This is a genomic window from Paludibacterium flexuosum (assembly GCF_037076605.1).
Lineage (GTDB): Bacteria > Pseudomonadota > Gammaproteobacteria > Burkholderiales > Chromobacteriaceae > Paludibacterium.
In genome coordinates this window covers 2,896,446-2,913,297 of the sequence record NZ_AP029060.1, presented here as the reverse complement: position 1 = coordinate 2,913,297, position 16,852 = coordinate 2,896,446, and the positions used below count along the sequence as shown (strand labels likewise).

At 61.5% G+C, this 16,852-nt stretch carries 20 protein-coding genes; 10 read left to right on the top strand and 10 right to left on the bottom strand.

What is annotated here, in order from left to right:
* Window positions 1-48: 48 nt before the first annotated feature.
* The 4 genes from rquA to AACH39_RS13915 form a co-directional block, all read right to left on the bottom strand.
* Window positions 49-753, bottom strand: coding sequence for a rhodoquinone biosynthesis methyltransferase RquA (gene rquA / locus AACH39_RS13930; protein WP_215778571.1), 705 nt, complete (start codon window positions 751-753; stop codon window positions 49-51).
* A gap of 12 nt (window positions 754-765) precedes the next feature.
* The gene (gene xth, locus AACH39_RS13925) at window positions 766-1,548 is read right to left on the bottom strand and encodes an exodeoxyribonuclease III (protein WP_215778573.1); all 783 of its coding nucleotides are present in this window, start codon (window positions 1,546-1,548) and stop codon (window positions 766-768) included.
* A gap of 76 nt (window positions 1,549-1,624) precedes the next feature.
* Window positions 1,625-2,527, bottom strand: coding sequence for a DMT family transporter (locus AACH39_RS13920; RefSeq protein ID WP_215778575.1), 903 nt, complete (start codon window positions 2,525-2,527; stop codon window positions 1,625-1,627).
* A gap of 755 nt (window positions 2,528-3,282) precedes the next feature.
* Window positions 3,283-5,331, bottom strand: a complete 2,049-nt coding sequence (locus tag AACH39_RS13915; protein WP_338620435.1) for a M3 family metallopeptidase — start codon at window positions 5,329-5,331, stop codon at window positions 3,283-3,285.
* Between the two features lie 77 nt (window positions 5,332-5,408).
* Here AACH39_RS13915 and AACH39_RS13910 point away from each other — a divergent pair, with 77 nt between their 5' ends.
* On the top strand, window positions 5,409-5,966 hold the full coding sequence (locus AACH39_RS13910) for a gamma carbonic anhydrase family protein (protein WP_215778579.1): 558 nt from the start codon (window positions 5,409-5,411) through the stop codon (window positions 5,964-5,966).
* 58 nt (window positions 5,967-6,024) lie between these two features.
* Window positions 6,025-6,489, top strand: coding sequence for an RDD family protein (locus AACH39_RS13905; protein ID WP_215778581.1), 465 nt, complete (start codon window positions 6,025-6,027; stop codon window positions 6,487-6,489).
* Between the two features lie 47 nt (window positions 6,490-6,536).
* Here the strand turns inward: AACH39_RS13905 and tpx are convergent, their stop codons facing one another.
* From tpx to AACH39_RS13885, 4 genes are all read right to left on the bottom strand, one after another.
* Window positions 6,537-7,034, bottom strand: coding sequence for a thiol peroxidase (gene tpx, locus AACH39_RS13900; RefSeq protein WP_215778584.1), 498 nt, complete (start codon window positions 7,032-7,034; stop codon window positions 6,537-6,539).
* Window positions 7,035-7,128: 94 nt separating this feature from the next.
* Window positions 7,129-7,506 (bottom strand): fluoride efflux transporter CrcB, encoded by a 378-nt coding sequence (gene crcB / locus AACH39_RS13895; protein WP_215778586.1) that lies wholly within the window; start codon window positions 7,504-7,506, stop codon window positions 7,129-7,131.
* On the bottom strand, window positions 7,506-10,331 hold the full coding sequence (locus tag AACH39_RS13890; RefSeq protein WP_338620433.1) for an ATP-binding protein: 2,826 nt from the start codon (window positions 10,329-10,331) through the stop codon (window positions 7,506-7,508). Before AACH39_RS13890 ends, crcB begins: the two co-directional genes overlap by 1 nt.
* Window positions 10,331-11,002 carry a hypothetical protein gene (locus AACH39_RS13885; protein WP_338620432.1) on the bottom strand — a complete coding sequence of 224 codons (672 nt, stop codon included), beginning with the start codon at window positions 11,000-11,002 and terminating at the stop codon, window positions 10,331-10,333. Before AACH39_RS13885 ends, AACH39_RS13890 begins: the two co-directional genes overlap by 1 nt.
* A 230-nt stretch (window positions 11,003-11,232) precedes the next feature.
* Between AACH39_RS13885 and AACH39_RS13880 the strand changes: the two genes are divergently transcribed.
* Genes AACH39_RS13880 through AACH39_RS13845 form a run of 8 tightly spaced genes read left to right on the top strand, consistent with a single transcriptional unit; the run spans window position 11,233 to window position 16,137 of the window.
* The gene (locus AACH39_RS13880) at window positions 11,233-11,544 is read left to right on the top strand and encodes a hypothetical protein (RefSeq protein ID WP_215778591.1); all 312 of its coding nucleotides are present in this window, start codon (window positions 11,233-11,235) and stop codon (window positions 11,542-11,544) included.
* An 18-nt stretch (window positions 11,545-11,562) separates the two neighbouring features.
* Complete coding sequence (locus AACH39_RS13875) at window positions 11,563-12,186, top strand: hypothetical protein (protein ID WP_338620431.1); 624 nt, start codon at window positions 11,563-11,565, stop codon at window positions 12,184-12,186.
* Between the two features lie 48 nt (window positions 12,187-12,234).
* Window positions 12,235-12,708, top strand: a complete 474-nt coding sequence (locus AACH39_RS13870; protein WP_338620429.1) for a hypothetical protein — start codon at window positions 12,235-12,237, stop codon at window positions 12,706-12,708.
* The gene (gene sctE, locus AACH39_RS13865) at window positions 12,618-13,904 is read left to right on the top strand and encodes a type III secretion system translocon subunit SctE (protein ID WP_338620427.1); all 1,287 of its coding nucleotides are present in this window, start codon (window positions 12,618-12,620) and stop codon (window positions 13,902-13,904) included. Before AACH39_RS13870 ends, sctE begins: the two co-directional genes overlap by 91 nt.
* 17 nt (window positions 13,905-13,921) lie before the next feature.
* Entirely contained in the window at window positions 13,922-14,482 is a 561-nt protein-coding gene (locus AACH39_RS13860) for a hypothetical protein (protein WP_338620425.1), read from the top strand.
* Between the two features lie 11 nt (window positions 14,483-14,493).
* The gene (locus AACH39_RS13855; protein ID WP_215778602.1) at window positions 14,494-14,895 is read left to right on the top strand and encodes a hypothetical protein; all 402 of its coding nucleotides are present in this window, start codon (window positions 14,494-14,496) and stop codon (window positions 14,893-14,895) included.
* Window positions 14,888-15,394 carry a hypothetical protein gene (locus tag AACH39_RS13850; RefSeq protein WP_215778604.1) on the top strand — a complete coding sequence of 169 codons (507 nt, stop codon included), beginning with the start codon at window positions 14,888-14,890 and terminating at the stop codon, window positions 15,392-15,394. The genes AACH39_RS13855 and AACH39_RS13850 overlap by 8 nt, the downstream gene beginning before the upstream one ends.
* Before the next feature lie 20 nt (window positions 15,395-15,414).
* Window positions 15,415-16,137 (top strand): hypothetical protein, encoded by a 723-nt coding sequence (locus tag AACH39_RS13845; protein ID WP_338620424.1) that lies wholly within the window; start codon window positions 15,415-15,417, stop codon window positions 16,135-16,137.
* A gap of 11 nt (window positions 16,138-16,148) precedes the next feature.
* Here AACH39_RS13845 and AACH39_RS13840 read toward each other — a convergent pair whose 3' ends face one another.
* Both AACH39_RS13840 and AACH39_RS13835 read right to left on the bottom strand, forming a co-directional pair.
* Window positions 16,149-16,334, bottom strand: a complete 186-nt coding sequence (locus AACH39_RS13840; RefSeq protein ID WP_215778609.1) for a hypothetical protein — start codon at window positions 16,332-16,334, stop codon at window positions 16,149-16,151.
* Between the two features lie 16 nt (window positions 16,335-16,350).
* The gene (locus AACH39_RS13835) at window positions 16,351-16,725 is read right to left on the bottom strand and encodes a nuclear transport factor 2 family protein (protein ID WP_215778611.1); all 375 of its coding nucleotides are present in this window, start codon (window positions 16,723-16,725) and stop codon (window positions 16,351-16,353) included.
* Between the last annotated feature and the right edge of the window lie 127 nt (window positions 16,726-16,852).

Sequence of the window (16,852 nt, the reverse complement as noted above, 5' to 3'; positions counted from 1 at the left end):
ATGAGAAAAAGCAGCCTGACGGCTGCTTTTTTCTTGACGGCGCCAGCATCACGCCTTGTGCGTCACTTCCACAATCTGATACACCCCGCCAAAAACCGTCCGCTTGCGCCAGTCAAAGCGTCCCGCTTCGCGGGCATATTCCTGAATCTCATGCTGCCAGAGGGCCATGGCAAAAGGCTCGAGACAACGATTAACCCAACGCAGCAGCCAGCCGATCGGCTGCCAGGCGGCCGGCCGGTGATAATCGACAAACAGGGCCCGGGCGCCGCGCGGCAACTGATCGAGCATATTGTCCACAATCTCGCGCTTCTTGTTGTCCGGCACTTCGTGCAGCAGGAAAAAACTGACGATCAGGTCATAGTCGGGCTCGCCGCGAAAATCGGCGGCGTCCGCCTGCACCACCCTGGCTTGCGGCATTTGACTCAGCTTGCGCGAGGCATGGGCAATCTGCACCGGCGTCACGTCGGTCAGATCAAAGCCCCCCTGCGGCCCCACCTTGCGCGCTACACGCTGCACCAGATCGCCATAGACATGGGCCACCTGCCAGACCTTCATGCCCGGACGGACCCGGTCCAGATAGGCCTGCATCAGGCGCCGGTCATTGCCAAACAACAGGACCCGCACCACCAGATTACGGTCCAGCCAGGCGGCATGGCGCGGATTGACGTAAGCCCAGTCATAGACTTCCGTCATGTACTGCGGCACATCACGGTAATAGAAGTCGTCGTGCAGCTCGGGGGGATTTTTCGTCATGTCGATCCTGGTTCAATGAGCGTCGTCGAGCGTCAGCCAGACCGGCGCATGGTCCGAGGGACGCTCCCAGCCGCGCGGGGTCTTGTCGATACCGGCATCCCTGGCCCTCTGCGCCAGCGCCTGCCCGTAGAGAATGTGGTCGATACGCAGTCCGAGATTGCGGCGGAACATGGCGGCACGGTAATCCCACCAGCTATAGGCTACCTCCTGCGGGTGGAAATGCCGGAAGGCATCGGTCATGCCCAGCGCGATCAGCGACGCGAAGGCAGCACGCTCCGGTTCAGAGCACAGCACCTTGTCCTGCCAGGCGGCAGGATCATGCACATCGGCATCCGCCGGGGCAATGTTGAAGTCGCCCAGCAAGACGACCCGGCCGGCATGGGCCTGCATTTCACTGGCGACATAACGCTGCAGCGCCGCCAGCCAGGCAAGCTTGTACTGGTATTTGTCCGACTCGACCGACTCGCCATTGACGAAATAGGCGCAGATCACGCGCACCTCACCCACCGTGGCGGCAATGACCCGACTTTGTACGTCCGGATAATCCGGTATGCCGCACACCACCGCCAGCGGCTCATGCGGCAGCCTTGTCAGGATGGCAACGCCGTTATAGGTCTTCTGACCGAACCAGGCGGCACGGTAGCCGGCCGCTTCGATCTCGGCCTGCGGAAAAGCCCCCTGCTCGAGTTTGAGCTCCTGCAGACACAGCACATCCACCGGATTGGCAGCGAGCCATTCCAGGACATGCGGCAAACGGACTTTCAGAGAATTGACGTTCCAGGTGGCAAGCTTCAAGACAACTCCATGTGCAATCGATTGACTCTGGCATGATGCATGAACCAGGCGGGCTGGCTCAAGCAAAATGCCAGACTCAGCCCGACTTCTTGCCCCCCCACCAGACACCGGCCAGTACCGTACCGGCACCGGCAATCTGCAGCACACCCAACGCCTCGCTGAACAGGCCCCAGGCCAGGATGGCAGAGACCACCGGTTGCGTGAGCAACATCAGCGAGGCTGTTGCCGCCGGCAAGCGGTCAAACCCCTTGCCTACCAGTCCCTGGCCGGCACAGTGCACGAGCAGGGCCATCGCCCCCAGCACACTCCAGGCCACCCAGCCATGCGGCCACCAGCTGCCGCCGCGCCACAGCATCAGCGGAATCAGTGTGGCTGTGGCCGCCATGCAGCTGGCCAGCATGACTCGCGGAAAAGCCCCACGGCGCAAGGCCTGCTTGAGCGCCAGGAAATAGGCGGCATACAGCAGCGCGCCGAGCAAGGCGACCAAATGGCCGGCCAGCAGATGACGATCCTGCAGACCCGACAGGCCGCCGCCCTCGCCGAGAATCAGCAGCACCGTACCGATCACCGCCAGCAGCATGCCCACGCCGAGCTGGCGCGAAGGGCGCTCTCCCATGCCCCACCACGCAAACAAGGTGATAAACAGCGGCGCCAGACTATCGACCAGCGAGGCATTGGCGATGCTGATCATGGTCAGCGACTGGTTCCACAGCACCAGATTCAGCGCCAGAAACACCCCGGACAGCCATGCCCACCAACGCGCACACCAGGGGCAATCGAGCGATTCGCCGCTGGTGATGCGCGGAATCAGCAACAGCAGCAACACTGGCTGCGCCAGCAACAAGCGGAAAAAGGCGGCCGCGACCGGCCCAACGTCGGTCAGGCGCACCAGGATGGGCGAAAAGGCGAGGCAGAAGATACCCACGACCAGCTGGAACAGGGCACGGGACGATGGCGCAGGGACCGCAAGGGAAAGCATCACAATGACCGAAAATATAATTGTTTGATTATACAGACTAAATGCTGTCCGGATTTGACCGGAAGCAAGCCTGAACCGCTTGAGAAACGCCGGCGCAAGTGCACTCTGCGCACATTTTCACCACACAAAAATTTGGCCGATTGTATATTAGCCATTTGTAATGATATTTCATTTTTACCTTGTTTTTCATTGACTTGCAGAATCAAAAGGCATGAAATATGTTTTGTATTTTGTGTACAAAACTACTTTTGCATAAAAATCACGGATAGTTGTTGTCAGACAATCCGGCGGTTCATACAATGAAATTGTCTTCGTAACCAGAGAACCATCATGTCTGTTCCCCTTAGATCCCGCGATACCAGCAAGACCCAAAGCTCTACCACTCGTTCTTCGCGTTCCACCCTGGCGCCGATCATGCCGGAGTTCTCGGTTCGCACCCCGTCGTTCAATTCGCGCCCGGATCGTGGCGCACCGCTTCCCACAAACCGTAAAGACTAGCACTGCATCAACGCACCTGCGCGTCCTGGCCAGTGGGTATCGCCGTACTTCATGACGGTTGATCCCTGGCTGCGGACAGCGCGGTGGACGCCCACGCTCCCCCTGCCTGCACGCTGTTGGATCACGTTACCAGCCATGCGCAAAAAAAATGCCCCCGCATGACACGGGGGCGACGGTCTGAGTCCTTGGGAAGACTTTTACGTCCAAGCTCGCTGCTGTTGGTTACACAACAGATAGTTTGAAATTTCTGATCAAGATTAGTTCCCGGTTCTGAGCAAATCTTCCACCATGCCAGAATGACGCAGCAGGGCATCGATCTGCGGATCACGGCCGCGGAACGCCCGGAACGACTCCATCGCCGGGCGGGAGCCGCCTACCGACAGGATTTCACGCCAGAAATGCGCCCCGGTGACCGCATTGGCACCCCCCGCCTCCTCAAAGGCACTGTAGGCATCCGCCGACAGCACTTCGGCCCACTTATAGCTGTAGTAGCCTGCAGCGTAACCCCCGGCAAAGATATGGCTGAAGCTGTTGGGGAAGCGGTTGTAGGCCGGCGGAAAGTTAACCGCCACCTCCTGGCGGACCTGATCCAGCAGGGCCAGCCAGTCCCCCTGGTCGGCATCAAAATCGCTATAGAGCAGCATGTCGAACAGCGAGAACTCGAGTTGTCGCACCGTCTGCATGCCGGACTGGAAGTTGCGTGCGGCCAGCATTTTGTCAAACAGGGCCCGCGGCAGCGGCTCGCCCGTGTCAACATGGGCACTCATCCCGCCCAGCACCTCCCACTCCCAGCAGAAGTTCTCCATGAACTGCGAGGGCAGCTCGACCGCATCCCACTCCACGCCCTTGATGCCCGAGACCGATAACTCATCGACCTCGGTCAGCATATGGTGCAGGCCATGACCAAACTCGTGGAACAGCGTGATCACCTCATCGTGGGTAAACAGGGCAGGCTTGTCGCCGATCGGGCTGCTGAAGTTGCAGGTCAGGAAGGCGACCGGGGTCTGCACGACCCCCGCCTTGACGCAACGCGCCCGGGCATCGTCCATCCAGGCACCCGGCCGCTTGCCTTCGCGGGCATACAGATCAAAGTAGAAGCTGCCGATCACCCGGCCCTGACGCAGGATCTCGTAATAGCGCACCTCCGGATGCCACACCTCGGCCGAGGCCTGACGCACCTCAATGCCAAACAGGGTATTCACCACCCGGAACAGACCGGACAGCACCTTGGGCTCGGGGAAGTACTGCTTCACCTCCTGGTCGGAGAAGGCGTAACGCGCCACGCGCAACTTCTCGGAGACATAGGCCAGGTCCCAGGCTTCCAGGTGATCCATGCCCAGTTCCTCGCGGGCAAAGGCTTCCAGCTCGGCACGATCGCGCAGGGCGAACGGCCGGGCACGCGACGCCAGGTCACGCAGGAAGGCAATCACCTGAGCCGGGCTCTCCGCCATCTTGGTGTAAAGCGACAGTTCGGCGTAATTGGCAAAGCCCAGCAGCTGCGCCTCTTCGCGATTGAGCTGCAGTTTCTCGCGCATCACCGGGGTATTGTCCTGTTCGGCCGGACCGAACTCGGAGGCGCGCTGCACATAGGCATCGTAGAGTGCATGGCGCAAGGCGCCGTCCTCGGCATACTGCATCACCGGCAGATAGCAGGGGAACTGCAAGGTCAGTTTGTAACCGGTCTTGCCCTCCTGGGCAGCCCAGGCCGCCAGCATGGCGCAAACATCCTCGGGCAGGCCGGCCAGCTGGCTGGCATCGTCCAGATAGAGACTGAATCCGTCGGTGGCATCCAGCACGTTCTCTTCAAAGCGGGCCGACAGCTCGGCCAGGCGGCTTTGCACCCCGGCAAAGCGGACCTTGTCGGCATCCGGCAGCTCGGCACCGGACAGCTTGAAGTCACGCAGATTGTTTTCGATGATGCGCTTGCGCGCCGGGTTGTAGGCGGCATAGGCAGGCTGCTCGCACAGTGCCTTGAAGCGGGCATACAGGGCCAGGTTCTGCCCCAGCTCGGTCCAGAACGCCGACAACTGCGGAATATTGGCGTTATACACTTCGCGCAGTGCCGGGGTATTCACCACGGCATTCAGATGGCCGACCACCCCCCAGCAGCGCGACAGGCGTTCGATGACTTCATCAAGCGGCTCGACAAAGTTCTCCCAGGTCGGGGACTGGGCATCAGCGGTCAGACGTGCCACCGTTTCGCGCGCCTCGGCCAGCAGGGCTTCCACGGCGGGCGTCACGTGTTCGGGCTTGATCTCGCCGAAGCGTGGCAGATCGGTGAAATCAAGAAGCGGATTGGCTGTCATTGTTTTGGCATTCCTTTTACCATGATTTGGGTATGATATGCCGCTTGGCACTATCAGCGAATATGAGGACCGAGGCCATGAATCACAATATCCGATCTTACGACGGCATCCGGCCGCAGATTGATCCCAGCAGTCACATTGATCCGGCCGCCGTGGTCATCGGCGATGTCAGCCTCGCGGCGGGCAGCTCGGTCTGGCCCTGCGCGGTGCTGCGCGGTGACGTCAATCACATCCGCATCGGTACCGGCAGCAATATCCAGGATTTCGCCATGCTGCACGTCACCCACAAACGCAGCGATGATCCCGAGGGTGCCCCGCTGATCATTGGCGAGCACGTCACCATCGGCCATCACGTCACGCTGCATGGCTGCACCATCGGTGACGAGGTGCTGATCGGCATCGGCAGCATCGTCCTCGACCGGGCTGTGATTGAAAAACATGTGCTGATCGGCGCCGGCTCACTGGTTCCGCCCGGCAAGCATCTCAAGTCCGGCTATCTCTACCTGGGCAACCCGGTCAAGGCCGTACGCCCGCTCAGCGCCGAAGAGATCGCCTATTTCCGCTACTCGGCGGAGCACTATCAGCGCCTGGCCGCCAAGCATCAGGCCAGCCTGGCTGCCGACCGGACTGAATAATCCTGCAACACAGGCCGGGTAGGCTGACCCGGCCTTCCCTCTCCCTGGCGAACCTCCGATGACACAAGAAGTTGAATACGTCGGTTTTGTGCCGCGAGCCTGCGCCTGGTCTGTCGACAAGCTGCTGGTGCTGGCGCTGACCAGTCTGATGGCCTGGGCCTGGCCGGTCGCCGGGCTGAGCTGGCACGGGCTGCTGGCCTGTGGCAGCGAGCTGGCCTGCTGGCGTCATCAGTTACCCTTGCTGGTCATGGCGGTCGCTCGCTGGTTGTTGCCCGCCGTTCTGACGGTGTTTTTTCTGACCCGCATCCGGGCCACGCCAGGCAAATACCTGCTGCGCGCCGAAGTCGTGGACGCCCGCACCGGCGCCACCCTGACCCAGCGCCAGGCCTGGCTGCGGACCCTGGCCTGCCTCCTGTCCTATCTGACGCTCGGCCTGGGCCACGCCTGGGTGATCATTGACCGGCGCAAACAATCCCTGCATGACAAACTTGCCGGCACGGTGGTCATTCGCCGCCGCCAATGACAAAGCCGCTCACGGTGACCCGGTGAGCGGCCTGATACAGTCAGTCCTTACAGCACGGCCAGCGCAGCGGCATAGTCCGGCTCATTGGCGATTTCGCTCACCAGCTCGGCATGCAGCACGCGGTTATCGGCATCCAGCACCACCACGGCACGGGCACACAGCCCGGCCAGCGGCCCCTGGGCCAGCTTGACACCGTAGTTCTGCAGGAATTCAGGGTGACGGAAGGTCGACAGATTCTTGACGTTTTCCAGCCCCTCGGCACCGCAGAAACGTTGCTGGGCGAACGGCAGGTCGGCCGAAATGCACAGCACCACGGTATCGGCACGATCCGAGGCTTGCTGATTGAACTTGCGCACCGAGGTGGCGCAGGTCGGGGTATCGACACTGGGGAAGATATTGAGGATTTTCTTCTTGCCGGCAAAGGCCGCCAGCGACACATCGGACAGATCAGCCGCCGTCAGCGAGAAATCCGGCGCCGCCTGGCCCTTGGCCGGCAAGGAGCCCGCCACTTCAACCGGGTTTCCCTTCAACGTAACAGTAGACATTGCGCAATCCTTCAGTTTGTTGTGGTGATCTGCTGAAGTTTGCGCCGCCCCCGGCAAAAAGCAACCCCTTATCCAATACGGTTATCGCAAAAAACTATTTCAGCGACTGAACCGTGGCCATGCCCAGCAGCGTCATGAGCAGCGAACCGCTGACATGCAAGGCGATGGCGCCGAAAGCCCACCAGAGTCGCCCCTGTTGCAACAGCGTCGTGGTTTCGGCTGAAAAGGTGGAAAACGTCGTCAGGCCACCGAGAAAGCCGGTGATCACCATCAGCCGCCACTGCGGCGGCAACTCGGGATGGCCGGCAAAGAAAGCGACCGCCACCCCGATCAGATAGCCGCCGAGCAAATTCGCCGCCAGCGTCCCCAGCGGCAAAGTCGGAAACAGGTGATTGAGCTGCAGCCCCAGCCCCCAGCGCAGTAGACACCCGAACGAACCACCCAGCGCGATGGCCAGCATCGAATACCCCATCAGCGCTCTCCTTCGGCGTGCTCGCTGCGACCATCCACCCGGCGGCGGGTCTGCAGGATCGGCGGGGCCCAGACTTCGCCCGGCCGCTTCTTGCGCGTCGCCAGCGTCAGCTCGGACGGCGCAAAAATATTGATATTGTGGGTGTTCGGCGTGGTGATCAGATACTGCGCCTCGGTCGCCTTGAGGAAACCCGCCACCCGGTCGATATTGAAGATATCCAGATGGGCGAAGGGCTCATCGATGAACACGAAGCCGGACGGATTGGCTTCATCCATCATCAGGGCGATCAGCAGGATCAGCGATTTCATCACCTGCTGACCACCGGAGGCCTCGCCGTCATTCATGCCCATCATGCCCTTCTGGTCGAAATTGAAGCGCAAGGCCAGACCAGCCTGTGCCAGCACGGCATCATCATTCTCCAGTTGCGGCAGCTCCACCTCGACGCCGATGCCGGCCAACTCGCCCAGACGTCGGACATTCTGGCCATAGGCCCGCACCGTGGCACGCAGCTTGTTGATATAGGCGGCGCGGGCGTCACCGGTCAGCGCACTGGCACGATCCACTTCCTGCTGACGGCGCTGATGCTCACGTGCCAGCTGTGCCAGGTCGTCAAGCAGCTTGTCCTTGAGCGACAGCACCGTCTCGTCGGTTTCCCAGTCACCACTTTGCAGACGCTCCTGCAGATAGTTGAGCTGATGACGGGCATCGGCGGCACTGTCGTACTCGTCCAGCAGGGCCTCGACCCGTGCGGGCGCCAGCGCCCCATCCGGCAGGCGGGCCGCCCCCTCGCGCAACTCCAGCAGCAGGCGGCGGACCTGACGACGGCTGCCATCGACCTGGCCGCGCAATGCGGCCAGTTGCGCCAGGCCATCCTGCTCGCGCTGGCACACCCGGTCATGCGCCAGACGGGCATCGCTATAGCGCTGGTCGGCGGCCGATTTTTCCTGCTGGGCCTCTGCCAGCTGTCCGCCCAACCTTGCCACGGCCTCCTGCAGGCCGAGCAATTGCTGCGCCAGGGCCGCAAACTCTTCGCTGCGGGCATCCAGGGCGGCAATGGCATCCATGCCGCCGAGATACTCGGCCAGCGCCGCCGCTTCGGCACTCAGCGCCACCAGCCGCTCCTCGTGAGCCAGCACCTGCTGGTTGAGCTGCCGCAGCGACTCGCGCAGCGCCAGCAGACGCGACTGACGCGCCCCCTCGCCAAACGCGTACTCGTGCGGCGCCACACCGATATGCCGTGCGCCGCGCCGCTCGCGGAAATAACCTTCGCGGGTAATCCAGTCGCCGTCGACCTGTTCGGCCGCCGCGACGTTCTCCACCCTGGTCACCTGCCCCAGCTGGCGATACAGCCAGTCCGGCGCCGCCGCCGAAAAACGCAGCACTTCCAGCACACTGCCCGGCCTTGCCTTCGGGGCCTGCTCGCGCTCATGGACCAGGAAGTGACGGTAGCGCAAACGCTCTGCCAGCTGCCAGGCGGCACGCCGGTCTTCTGCCCGCTCCAGCAACACCACATGGCGGTAGGGACGCAGCAGCGCCTCGACCGCGCCCTGCCAGCCGGCATCCAGCACCTCGACAATCTCCGACAGCATGCAATGGCGGATATTGGCTTCATCCAATGCCGCGCGGAACTTCCGCACCTCATCCGGCGCCCGGCCGCGGCCGATCTCCAGCGCCTCGACATGCTGGCTCATCTCGCTGCGCTGCTGCTTCATGGCACGCAGGGCATCCCGCACCGCTTCACTGTCAGCACGCAAGGCCGCCAGTTTCTGCGCCAGGGCGCCGGCATCTTCACCATACTGCTTGCCGGCCAGGGCCTGCAGTCGGTCACGCTCTTTCAACTGCCCCTGCACCGCGGCCACCTCGGCCTTCAGGGCGACAAACTGATCCTGCAGGTGCTGACGCTGCGTTTCAGCCGCCTCGCGGGCTTCGGCAGCGCTTTGCTCGGCCTGCAGCAGCTTCTGTACCAGATCCAGACTGTCGCCGTGCTCCTTCTCCGCCACGCGCAGAGCGCGCAGCTGGCTGCGGTAGCCCTGCCACAGCGAGGCAAAGCCAGCCCGGGCGTCCAGATGGCTCAGCACCGGCAGCGCCTGATCGCGGATCAGCTCGATGCGTTCGGCCAGCTGCCGCCACTCGACATAGCGGTTGGCGCGGGCACGCATGGTTTCCGCGCGGGCCTCCAGCGCCTCCTCCTGACGGGTCAGGGCCTCCAGTTCCAGCTCGGTGGCTTTTTGCTCGTCGCGGGCACGCTGATAGTTGTCCAGCACGTCCTTGTCGCCGAACACCTGAAACACCAGGTCCAGCAGTTGCCGCGGCGAGTACTCGGTCAGCTTGTCGGTATCGCCCTGCTCCAGCGCCAGCACCTCGGCCACCGCCGAGGTCAGACCGGCGACTTCCAGCTGGCGTCGGTATTCCTGCACCCCCAGCCATTGCGCACGCCCTTCGGCCTCCTCCAGTGACACATCGCCCTCGAGGATGGCGTAATGGCGCACCCAGTCGCCACCCTGCTTGCGGATGCGGCACAACAGCGTGACGGTCTCGCTGACGATCGGAAAGAAGGGCGTCGGATAAAGGCCGCCGGACAACCGGCGCGGGTTATCCACCACCCCGCGCAGAAAGGCGAAGGCTTCGCGGTTGTTGCGCACATAGCGTTTGTAGTCGCGCTTGCCGGAACACTTGATCGCCAGCAGGGTACGCATGGCATCCAGCAGGGTGGTCTTGCCCGAGCCGTTGGGCCCGATGATGGTGACAATCTGGGCATCGAGCGGCACAGACAGCCGCTGCCAGAAGTCCCAGTGCACCATTTCTACCGATTTCATTTGGAACATCAGTCGCCCTCCACCGAGTCATCTGCAGCCTGCGGCGTCAGCGCCTGACGGCGACCAAGCACATCGGCCAGCGCCCCTTCGATGATGCGTGGCGCCATCTGGCTGTAATCGATCATCAAATCCAGCATCGGCCCTTCCAGCAGCATGCGATTGCGCCGGATGACAAAGCCCAGGTTGGCCAGACGCCCCAGGTTGGCATTGAAACGGGTCCGTCCGCCCAGCGCCTTGCCGAAGTCGGCATAAAGCGCATCCTCCGACACCCCGGTAGAAACGGTCTCGCCGGTTTCCACCGGCTTCTGCGCACCGAACATATCACTCTGCCCTTCGCGGCCGGCTTCAACCCGGGCAATTTGTCGCTCGCGCTTGGGCAGGATGATCTGTGCCCACAGGATGACCAGCAGGGCCACGCCATCGCGCGGCAAACCCAGATTGTTATTGACCCAACTGTCGCCGGCGCCGAATACCGGTTCGATCATCGGCGGCAGCAAGGCGACCGCAATATGCTCGGCATAGGGGTTCTCGACCAGCCGCAAGCCGACCTCGGCCAGACGGCGATCCAACTCGTTGCGAAAAATGTCATCCAGCAGCGCCCGGCGCGCCAGCGGATCGCTGCGACTCACCACGCGATGCGCCAGCAGGCGCGCAGTCAGGGTTTTAAGTTCGATATCCATGTGATCCAGGGCAGGAATGAAAAGGCGTCAGATGCCCGCGAGGCGGCGGGCAGAGAGGCCGGCCGCTTCATAGAAAGCGCAATTATTTCACAGCTTGCGTGTATCCCGAAATTTCCCCTCCCGGCCGGCCGGCTGCCTGTTGTCGATTCCGCAAAGCCAAAGGGGAAAGACAACAGCTTGGTCCGGTCGACCTGCCTACGATGCATGACATCAACAGAGGCGGATATCTCATGAAAACGACAACGAATCCTTTCGAGCAGATGACCGAGCTGATGCTGCAACTCAAGGCCCAGCTCGCCGAACAAATGGCGCTGACCAGACGCATCAAGGAGGAAATCGGCCTGCTGGAACAACGAGCCCCGGCCGACGCCAAGGCTCGCGACACCCTGGTTCGTCTGGGCTCGCTGATGAAGGAAGAAATTGGCCCCAAGCAGCAGAAGCTGACCGCCCGGGCACAGGCCATGAAGTCCGCCCTTTCGGGCACCGATTCCCCAACGGCGGCCACCAGCGGCAAAAACAAGCCGCGCCGCTCTTTTATTTGACCCACCAGGAGTTATGCCATGCAAGTCACTCCCCCGTATTACAGCGACAGCCAGTTCAATCCTCCCACGACCAACACCGCTGATGTCTCAGCGGCACAGGATACGAAGTATGCGTCGCTGGCCGACCAGATCAATGCCCAGAGCTTCAACCCGGTCATGGCCTTCTATGAAGCCATGAACTCGGTACTGGAATTTGCCGGCCAGATGGTCATCCTGCAATCGCAACTGATCCAGCAACACAATCAGGAAGCCGCCAATACCAAACAGGCCTCGGCCAACCTAGGCGCGACCATCAATGGCATGACTGACGCCAACAGCACGGCTGACCTGCCTTCTGACGTCAAGAACACCTGCGAGCAGTACGATGTTGTCATCACCTGGGACGGCGGCTCGGGCTCCATCGATGACTATCTGAAAGCCATTGGCAAGGAGGATGGCAAGGACCTCGACAAGGAGCAGCTGACCCGCATCCAGTCGGCACTGGACAACACTTCGGACCAGTACAGCAGCCTGTCTTCGCAAGACCAGATGAAGACTCAGCAACAGATGCAGACCTATGCCACGGCCTCCAGCAACATGACCACGGCACTGAACAACGTCAAGACCATGCTCGACGCCATCGTGCGCAACATGGGCGTGTAATGGCGCCAGGCATGCTCTGGCATGCCTGGCCGTTCAAGGAGAGCCGGCATGCCTGATCACTCCCGTGCCGCAGTCTTGCAACATCTGCTGCAAAACGGCGTCACCCTGCAAGCGCTGATGGATATCGACCCAGGCGAGCTGGACCAGTTGTATCTGCATGCCTGCCATGCGTTTGGGCAACAGGACTATGCCAGCGCCTACAAATGGCTGACGCTGCTGACCCGTCTCAGTCATTGGCAATTTGACTATTGGCTGGCACTGGGACAGACCTGCATGCGCCTGGACCGGCTGGAAGAAGCGGTACACAGCTTCAGTCAGGCGGCGCCATTGCGGCTGGACGATCCGCGTCCGCCGGCGCTGAGCGGGGAATGCCTGCTGCGAAGACAGCAGTTTGACGCCGCCGCCGAGGCCTATCAGGCCGCCCTGAGTTGTTGCGCGGACCGCTCGGAACACCGCGCCCTGCGGCAACACATCGAGCAAGCATTGCGCGCTTGCGCCTCGTCCAAGGAGACCTCGACATGACCACGATTGCTTACTTGCCGTCTCTCGGCACCACTGCTCTGCCCAAGAGTGAATCTGCAGACCAGACCGCCCCGATCGGCCAGGAGATCCGGTCGCAGTACTTTGATCCGGTAGAAGACGCCTATCTGGCCCTGGGCGCGGTCCTGGATCAGGCCCTGCCGTCTCAACCATCCCGGCTTGATACGCCCAAGGACGTCGAACCGCCCGCACCACCCGCCGCAACGGGCAAGACAGACAGCCCGGGCTGGCATCAATTACCGCCACCGAAAACCGGTACACGGCTGAGCGATCTGCGCAGTCTGCTGCAAGGGCTGCTGGAGAAAATGCAGGCTCAGGGCAAAGGCACGAAGATCAGTGTCGACGATATTCAGCTCATGCCCGTCGACAAGGTGATGGTGGCCATCTCCTGCAATATGTACGACAACAGTATGGAATTGGCGGCGATTGACATCGATGGCATGAACAAATCCAACGATGTTATCGCCAGCCTGCGCTACAAGCAGTGTGATGATCTGCGTGATCAGATCGACAAGGCGCTGGCCGATCAGAAAAAAGCCAAGAAGGGTGGGATTTTCGGCGCCATCCTGAACTGGATCAATACCGCAGTTCACGCCATTATCGGCGTCGCCAAGATTCTGGTGGGCAATGTTGTCGGCGGGGTTGCGGACCTGGTCACTGCCGGCGCCCTGCTGGTCAAGTCATTGATGAAAACCCTGGCGCTGGTGGACCCCAACCATAAATCCACCTATGACAAGGTCGCCGATATTGCCGGCAAGATTGCGCTCTTTTCTGAATTGTTCAGCCTGGGCAGCGCCATCACCGGCATGGGCGCCGGCACGGGATCCAAACTCATGCAGGGCGATGGCAAGTTCGCCAAGCTGCTACGCGGCATCGACAAGAACATGACATACCTGGAAGCGGCCAAGTTCACGACTTTTGCCGTGACCCCTGCCGCCGAGCAGATCACCAGTGGGGTGATCGATCTCAACAGCGCCAAAACACGTAAACAGATCCAGGATGACATCAACGATTCGATGTTCCTGCAATTTCTGATTTCACAGCTGGACGCCAAGGCCAGAGACCTGCAATCCGAGGCAAGCGATTACATGACAGAAGCGGCCAACAGCATGCGCCGTGGCAATGACAGTCTGAACGTCCTGCACCAAAGCCAACGATTGATCATCAATCCGATCTGAGTATCCGGAGCCCAATTATGAACGTTACCTCATCCACGCTACCCGGCGCAGTCGACAATGTCGACATTCGCCAGGGCGATGTCCCGTCCATTGCGCTGCTGATGCGTGTCGTCATGCAATCGATGATGGAAATTCACAGCATCCTCAAATTGATCGACCAGAACAATCAGGTCACCGCCACCGCCATGGCCAGGTTGAGCTACAACACGCGCAGCGAAGCGGCGCAGAACAATTACCAGGCCGAAATCACCAAGGCCTCCGCCAAAATCGCTACCGGGGTGACCTCGGTGTTTACCGCGCTGCTGCCCGAGAAAAGCCCGCTGGGCAAAATGGTCAACAGCTTCAACCAGATCGCCACCGGCTCGGCCGAACTGAAGGCAGCCGAGTTTGAGCTGGACGGCCAGCAGAATATGGCGGATGCCGAGTTCCAGCGCGGACTGAGTGAGCAATCGGAAAAAAATGCCGAGGGCTCGGCCAATGATGCCCGCCAGGTACTCAGCAATCTGCAGCAGTTCAGCCAGGCGCTGGTGCAGGCCGATGCCAACATCCAGCAAAGCAACAGCATGAAAACCGACTGAGGACCGTGAACATGGATCCTGTCAGCGCCTACCTGCACCGACACGGCCAGCCTGTCCAGCCTGAGTATTTCCTGGGCAGTCACTATCTGCTCGGACAACGTCTGGCGTGCCGGTCATTCCAGCTGACCTACCGACTGGACGGCAACAGGCTGATTCTGTGTGACTTCCGTGCGGTGTCTCACGACGGGCTCGCCGTCCAATCTCTGCGGACGCTGATGCACCGGATCATGGCCGAGGTCGAGGCGGTCCACACGGTCGATGCCATGATTTTTGTCGAAGAGCCCGACCCGCTGCTGGCACAGCAACGTCAGCGGCTGGTGAGGCTCATGCAACAGGAAGGGGCAGAAACCGTCTTGATGGATGGTGCCCCCTGGCTGCGTATCACCTGCAGAAAAGAGGGTCGCGATGATTGATCTCCCTCATTGGCAAGCCGGCCGGATGTCCGCGGCCACACAGCACCGGGTGCGGCAACAGGCTGCGGCGTTGTGTCTGGGCCACACCACGCCGGCGCAGCTCAATGGTCTGGACAGCGCACAGCTCGCCGCGGCCTACGAACGCGGCCATGCAGCCTGGTTGCAGGGCGACCTGGACAGCGCCTGCATGGAGTTTGCCTGGCTGGTGATGCAACAGCCCTTCAACCCCCAATATCACCTGGCGCTGAGCGCCACCCTGCAGGCCAATGCACAAGCCATGCTGGCGCTCTCGTTTTGCCACTACGCCCACGCCCTGCAGCCGGATGACCCACACGCCATCTGGCAGATCGCGACCTGTCTGGCCCAGCTGCATGACCTCGATGCGGCGCGAGCGGCCCTGCAGGATGTGCTCTGCCTGTGCGAAGGCCGGCGCGGCAACGAAGGTTACCCCGAGCTGGCACAGCAAGCCCGGGCCAAACTGCAAACGCTGCATTACTGACAAACTCAGGAGCCTGACCAATGCGTGATCATGCAATCAGGAGCTACGCACCGACACCGCCCCTCGCGGTGATCCCGCCCACGTCCAAGGACGACTTACCCCCCCTGGACTGCCGGCCACCATGCCCCGGCAGTGTCCGGCACACGACCACCACCGACCCGGTACAGCGGGAGCAGGCGCTGGCGCAAGCCACCCGGCGTTCGGAACAGCTGGGGGTCAAAAGAGCCTGGTATGCCGCGCTGGGCAAAGTCGGCTTTGCCGGCATCAGCCTGCTTGGGCTTGGGCTGACCATTGCGGCCAGTGGCGGTATCGCGGCCGCCGTGGTCGGTGGCGTGCTGGCCACCATCATGATCGGGGACGCCTGCTGTGCACTCTACAATTTCCGCCAGACCCGCCGTCAACAGCCCCCGCTGCCGATGGGCAACGATCTTGTGGCCAACGGCATTTACGGCCTGTGTCATGCGCTGGGAACAAAAGATAAAACGGCAATCGAGCTGGGTACGGCCGCTTCGCTGATCTCTCGGGTCAGTTTGATGATCGCTTCCGGCTGCCTGCCTTTCGTTCATCCGGCCAACAGCAGCAGTCAGGCCGTGGCGGTCCTCGGCGGGATCGTGACACCGATACTCTCCGCCGCATCCAGAGGCATGGATATCACCAGCGATATGTTTGCCGCCCTGAAAAGCAAGTCGGACGAACAGCTTGCGGCCTTGCCGGAGGTACCGACAGAGGTCAGCCACCTGTAAGGTGTCGCCACTCAGCCGGGATCCGCCGCGCTGGCGCGGATCCCGCGCACGTAGCAAGCCGCAGCGTGCGACCAGGCAATCAACTGCTGTGCCTGCAGGCTGTCGGCAATCTCGGCGGGCATCGCCTCGTCACCCAGCGTGTCGTCGAGCACCCGCTGCAGCCAGTAGCGTTCGTCGGCGCTCAGTTCGGTCATCAAGAAGGGTTCTCCCGCATCAGGCAGCCAGCAAACGCTGTACGCCAAGGATGAAAGTCACGCGGGCAATCAGCCCGTCCTGCACGTCGTAGATGGCGATGGCCTCCATGGTGCCTGGCCCCTCTGGCAAACGCAGGCTCACTAACTCCTGATCAATCACCGTCTGCCCCTGAACCATACGATTTAACAAACGCGCATGCAGCGTTTCGTCGGTAAATCGCTGGGCATATCGCTCACGCATGGCGGCCTTGCCGGAAAATTGTAGTGTGGACGGGAAGACAAAGACCTGGACCTGCTCGGCGAAGCATGCCAGAAAGGGCTCCAGGTCATGGGCGTTATAGGCGTCAAGTTGGGCCTGGGCGAGAACTTCAGCCTGAGAAAGGGAGGAAGGCATCGGCGGGTATCCGTGCCATGCGGCACGATTTGAAAAGAATAACCGCATTGTGCACCGCATGGGACAACCGTTTCAACCCCGCTTCTGCCGCCGACTCAGGCAACAAAAAACCCGCCGGGCCTCTGGC

Excerpts from the sequence above, each read along its gene's own strand:
- AACH39_RS13875 (WP_338620431.1), top strand. The coding sequence starts at position 11,563 with ATGCAAGTCACTCCCCCGTATTACAGCGACAGCCAGTTCAATCCTCCC.
- rquA (WP_215778571.1), bottom strand. The coding sequence starts at position 753 with ATGACGAAAAATCCCCCCGAGCTGCACGACGACTTCTATTACCGTGAT.
- AACH39_RS13880 (WP_215778591.1), top strand. The coding sequence starts at position 11,233 with ATGAAAACGACAACGAATCCTTTCGAGCAGATGACCGAGCTGATGCTG.
- AACH39_RS13910 (WP_215778579.1), top strand. The coding sequence starts at position 5,409 with ATGAATCACAATATCCGATCTTACGACGGCATCCGGCCGCAGATTGAT.
- AACH39_RS13835 (WP_215778611.1), bottom strand. The coding sequence starts at position 16,725 with ATGCCTTCCTCCCTTTCTCAGGCTGAAGTTCTCGCCCAGGCCCAACTT.
- AACH39_RS13885 (WP_338620432.1), bottom strand. The coding sequence starts at position 11,002 with ATGGATATCGAACTTAAAACCCTGACTGCGCGCCTGCTGGCGCATCGC.
- AACH39_RS13920 (WP_215778575.1), bottom strand. The coding sequence starts at position 2,527 with ATGCTTTCCCTTGCGGTCCCTGCGCCATCGTCCCGTGCCCTGTTCCAG.
- AACH39_RS13845 (WP_338620424.1), top strand. The coding sequence starts at position 15,415 with ATGCGTGATCATGCAATCAGGAGCTACGCACCGACACCGCCCCTCGCG.
- AACH39_RS13850 (WP_215778604.1), top strand. The coding sequence starts at position 14,888 with ATGATTGATCTCCCTCATTGGCAAGCCGGCCGGATGTCCGCGGCCACA.
- AACH39_RS13855 (WP_215778602.1), top strand. The coding sequence starts at position 14,494 with ATGGATCCTGTCAGCGCCTACCTGCACCGACACGGCCAGCCTGTCCAG.
- crcB (WP_215778586.1), bottom strand. The coding sequence starts at position 7,506 with ATGGGGTATTCGATGCTGGCCATCGCGCTGGGTGGTTCGTTCGGGTGT.
- AACH39_RS13870 (WP_338620429.1), top strand. The coding sequence starts at position 12,235 with ATGCCTGATCACTCCCGTGCCGCAGTCTTGCAACATCTGCTGCAAAAC.
- tpx (WP_215778584.1), bottom strand. The coding sequence starts at position 7,034 with ATGTCTACTGTTACGTTGAAGGGAAACCCGGTTGAAGTGGCGGGCTCC.
- AACH39_RS13915 (WP_338620435.1), bottom strand. The coding sequence starts at position 5,331 with ATGACAGCCAATCCGCTTCTTGATTTCACCGATCTGCCACGCTTCGGC.
- AACH39_RS13905 (WP_215778581.1), top strand. The coding sequence starts at position 6,025 with ATGACACAAGAAGTTGAATACGTCGGTTTTGTGCCGCGAGCCTGCGCC.
- AACH39_RS13860 (WP_338620425.1), top strand. The coding sequence starts at position 13,922 with ATGAACGTTACCTCATCCACGCTACCCGGCGCAGTCGACAATGTCGAC.
- AACH39_RS13890 (WP_338620433.1), bottom strand. The coding sequence starts at position 10,331 with ATGTTCCAAATGAAATCGGTAGAAATGGTGCACTGGGACTTCTGGCAG.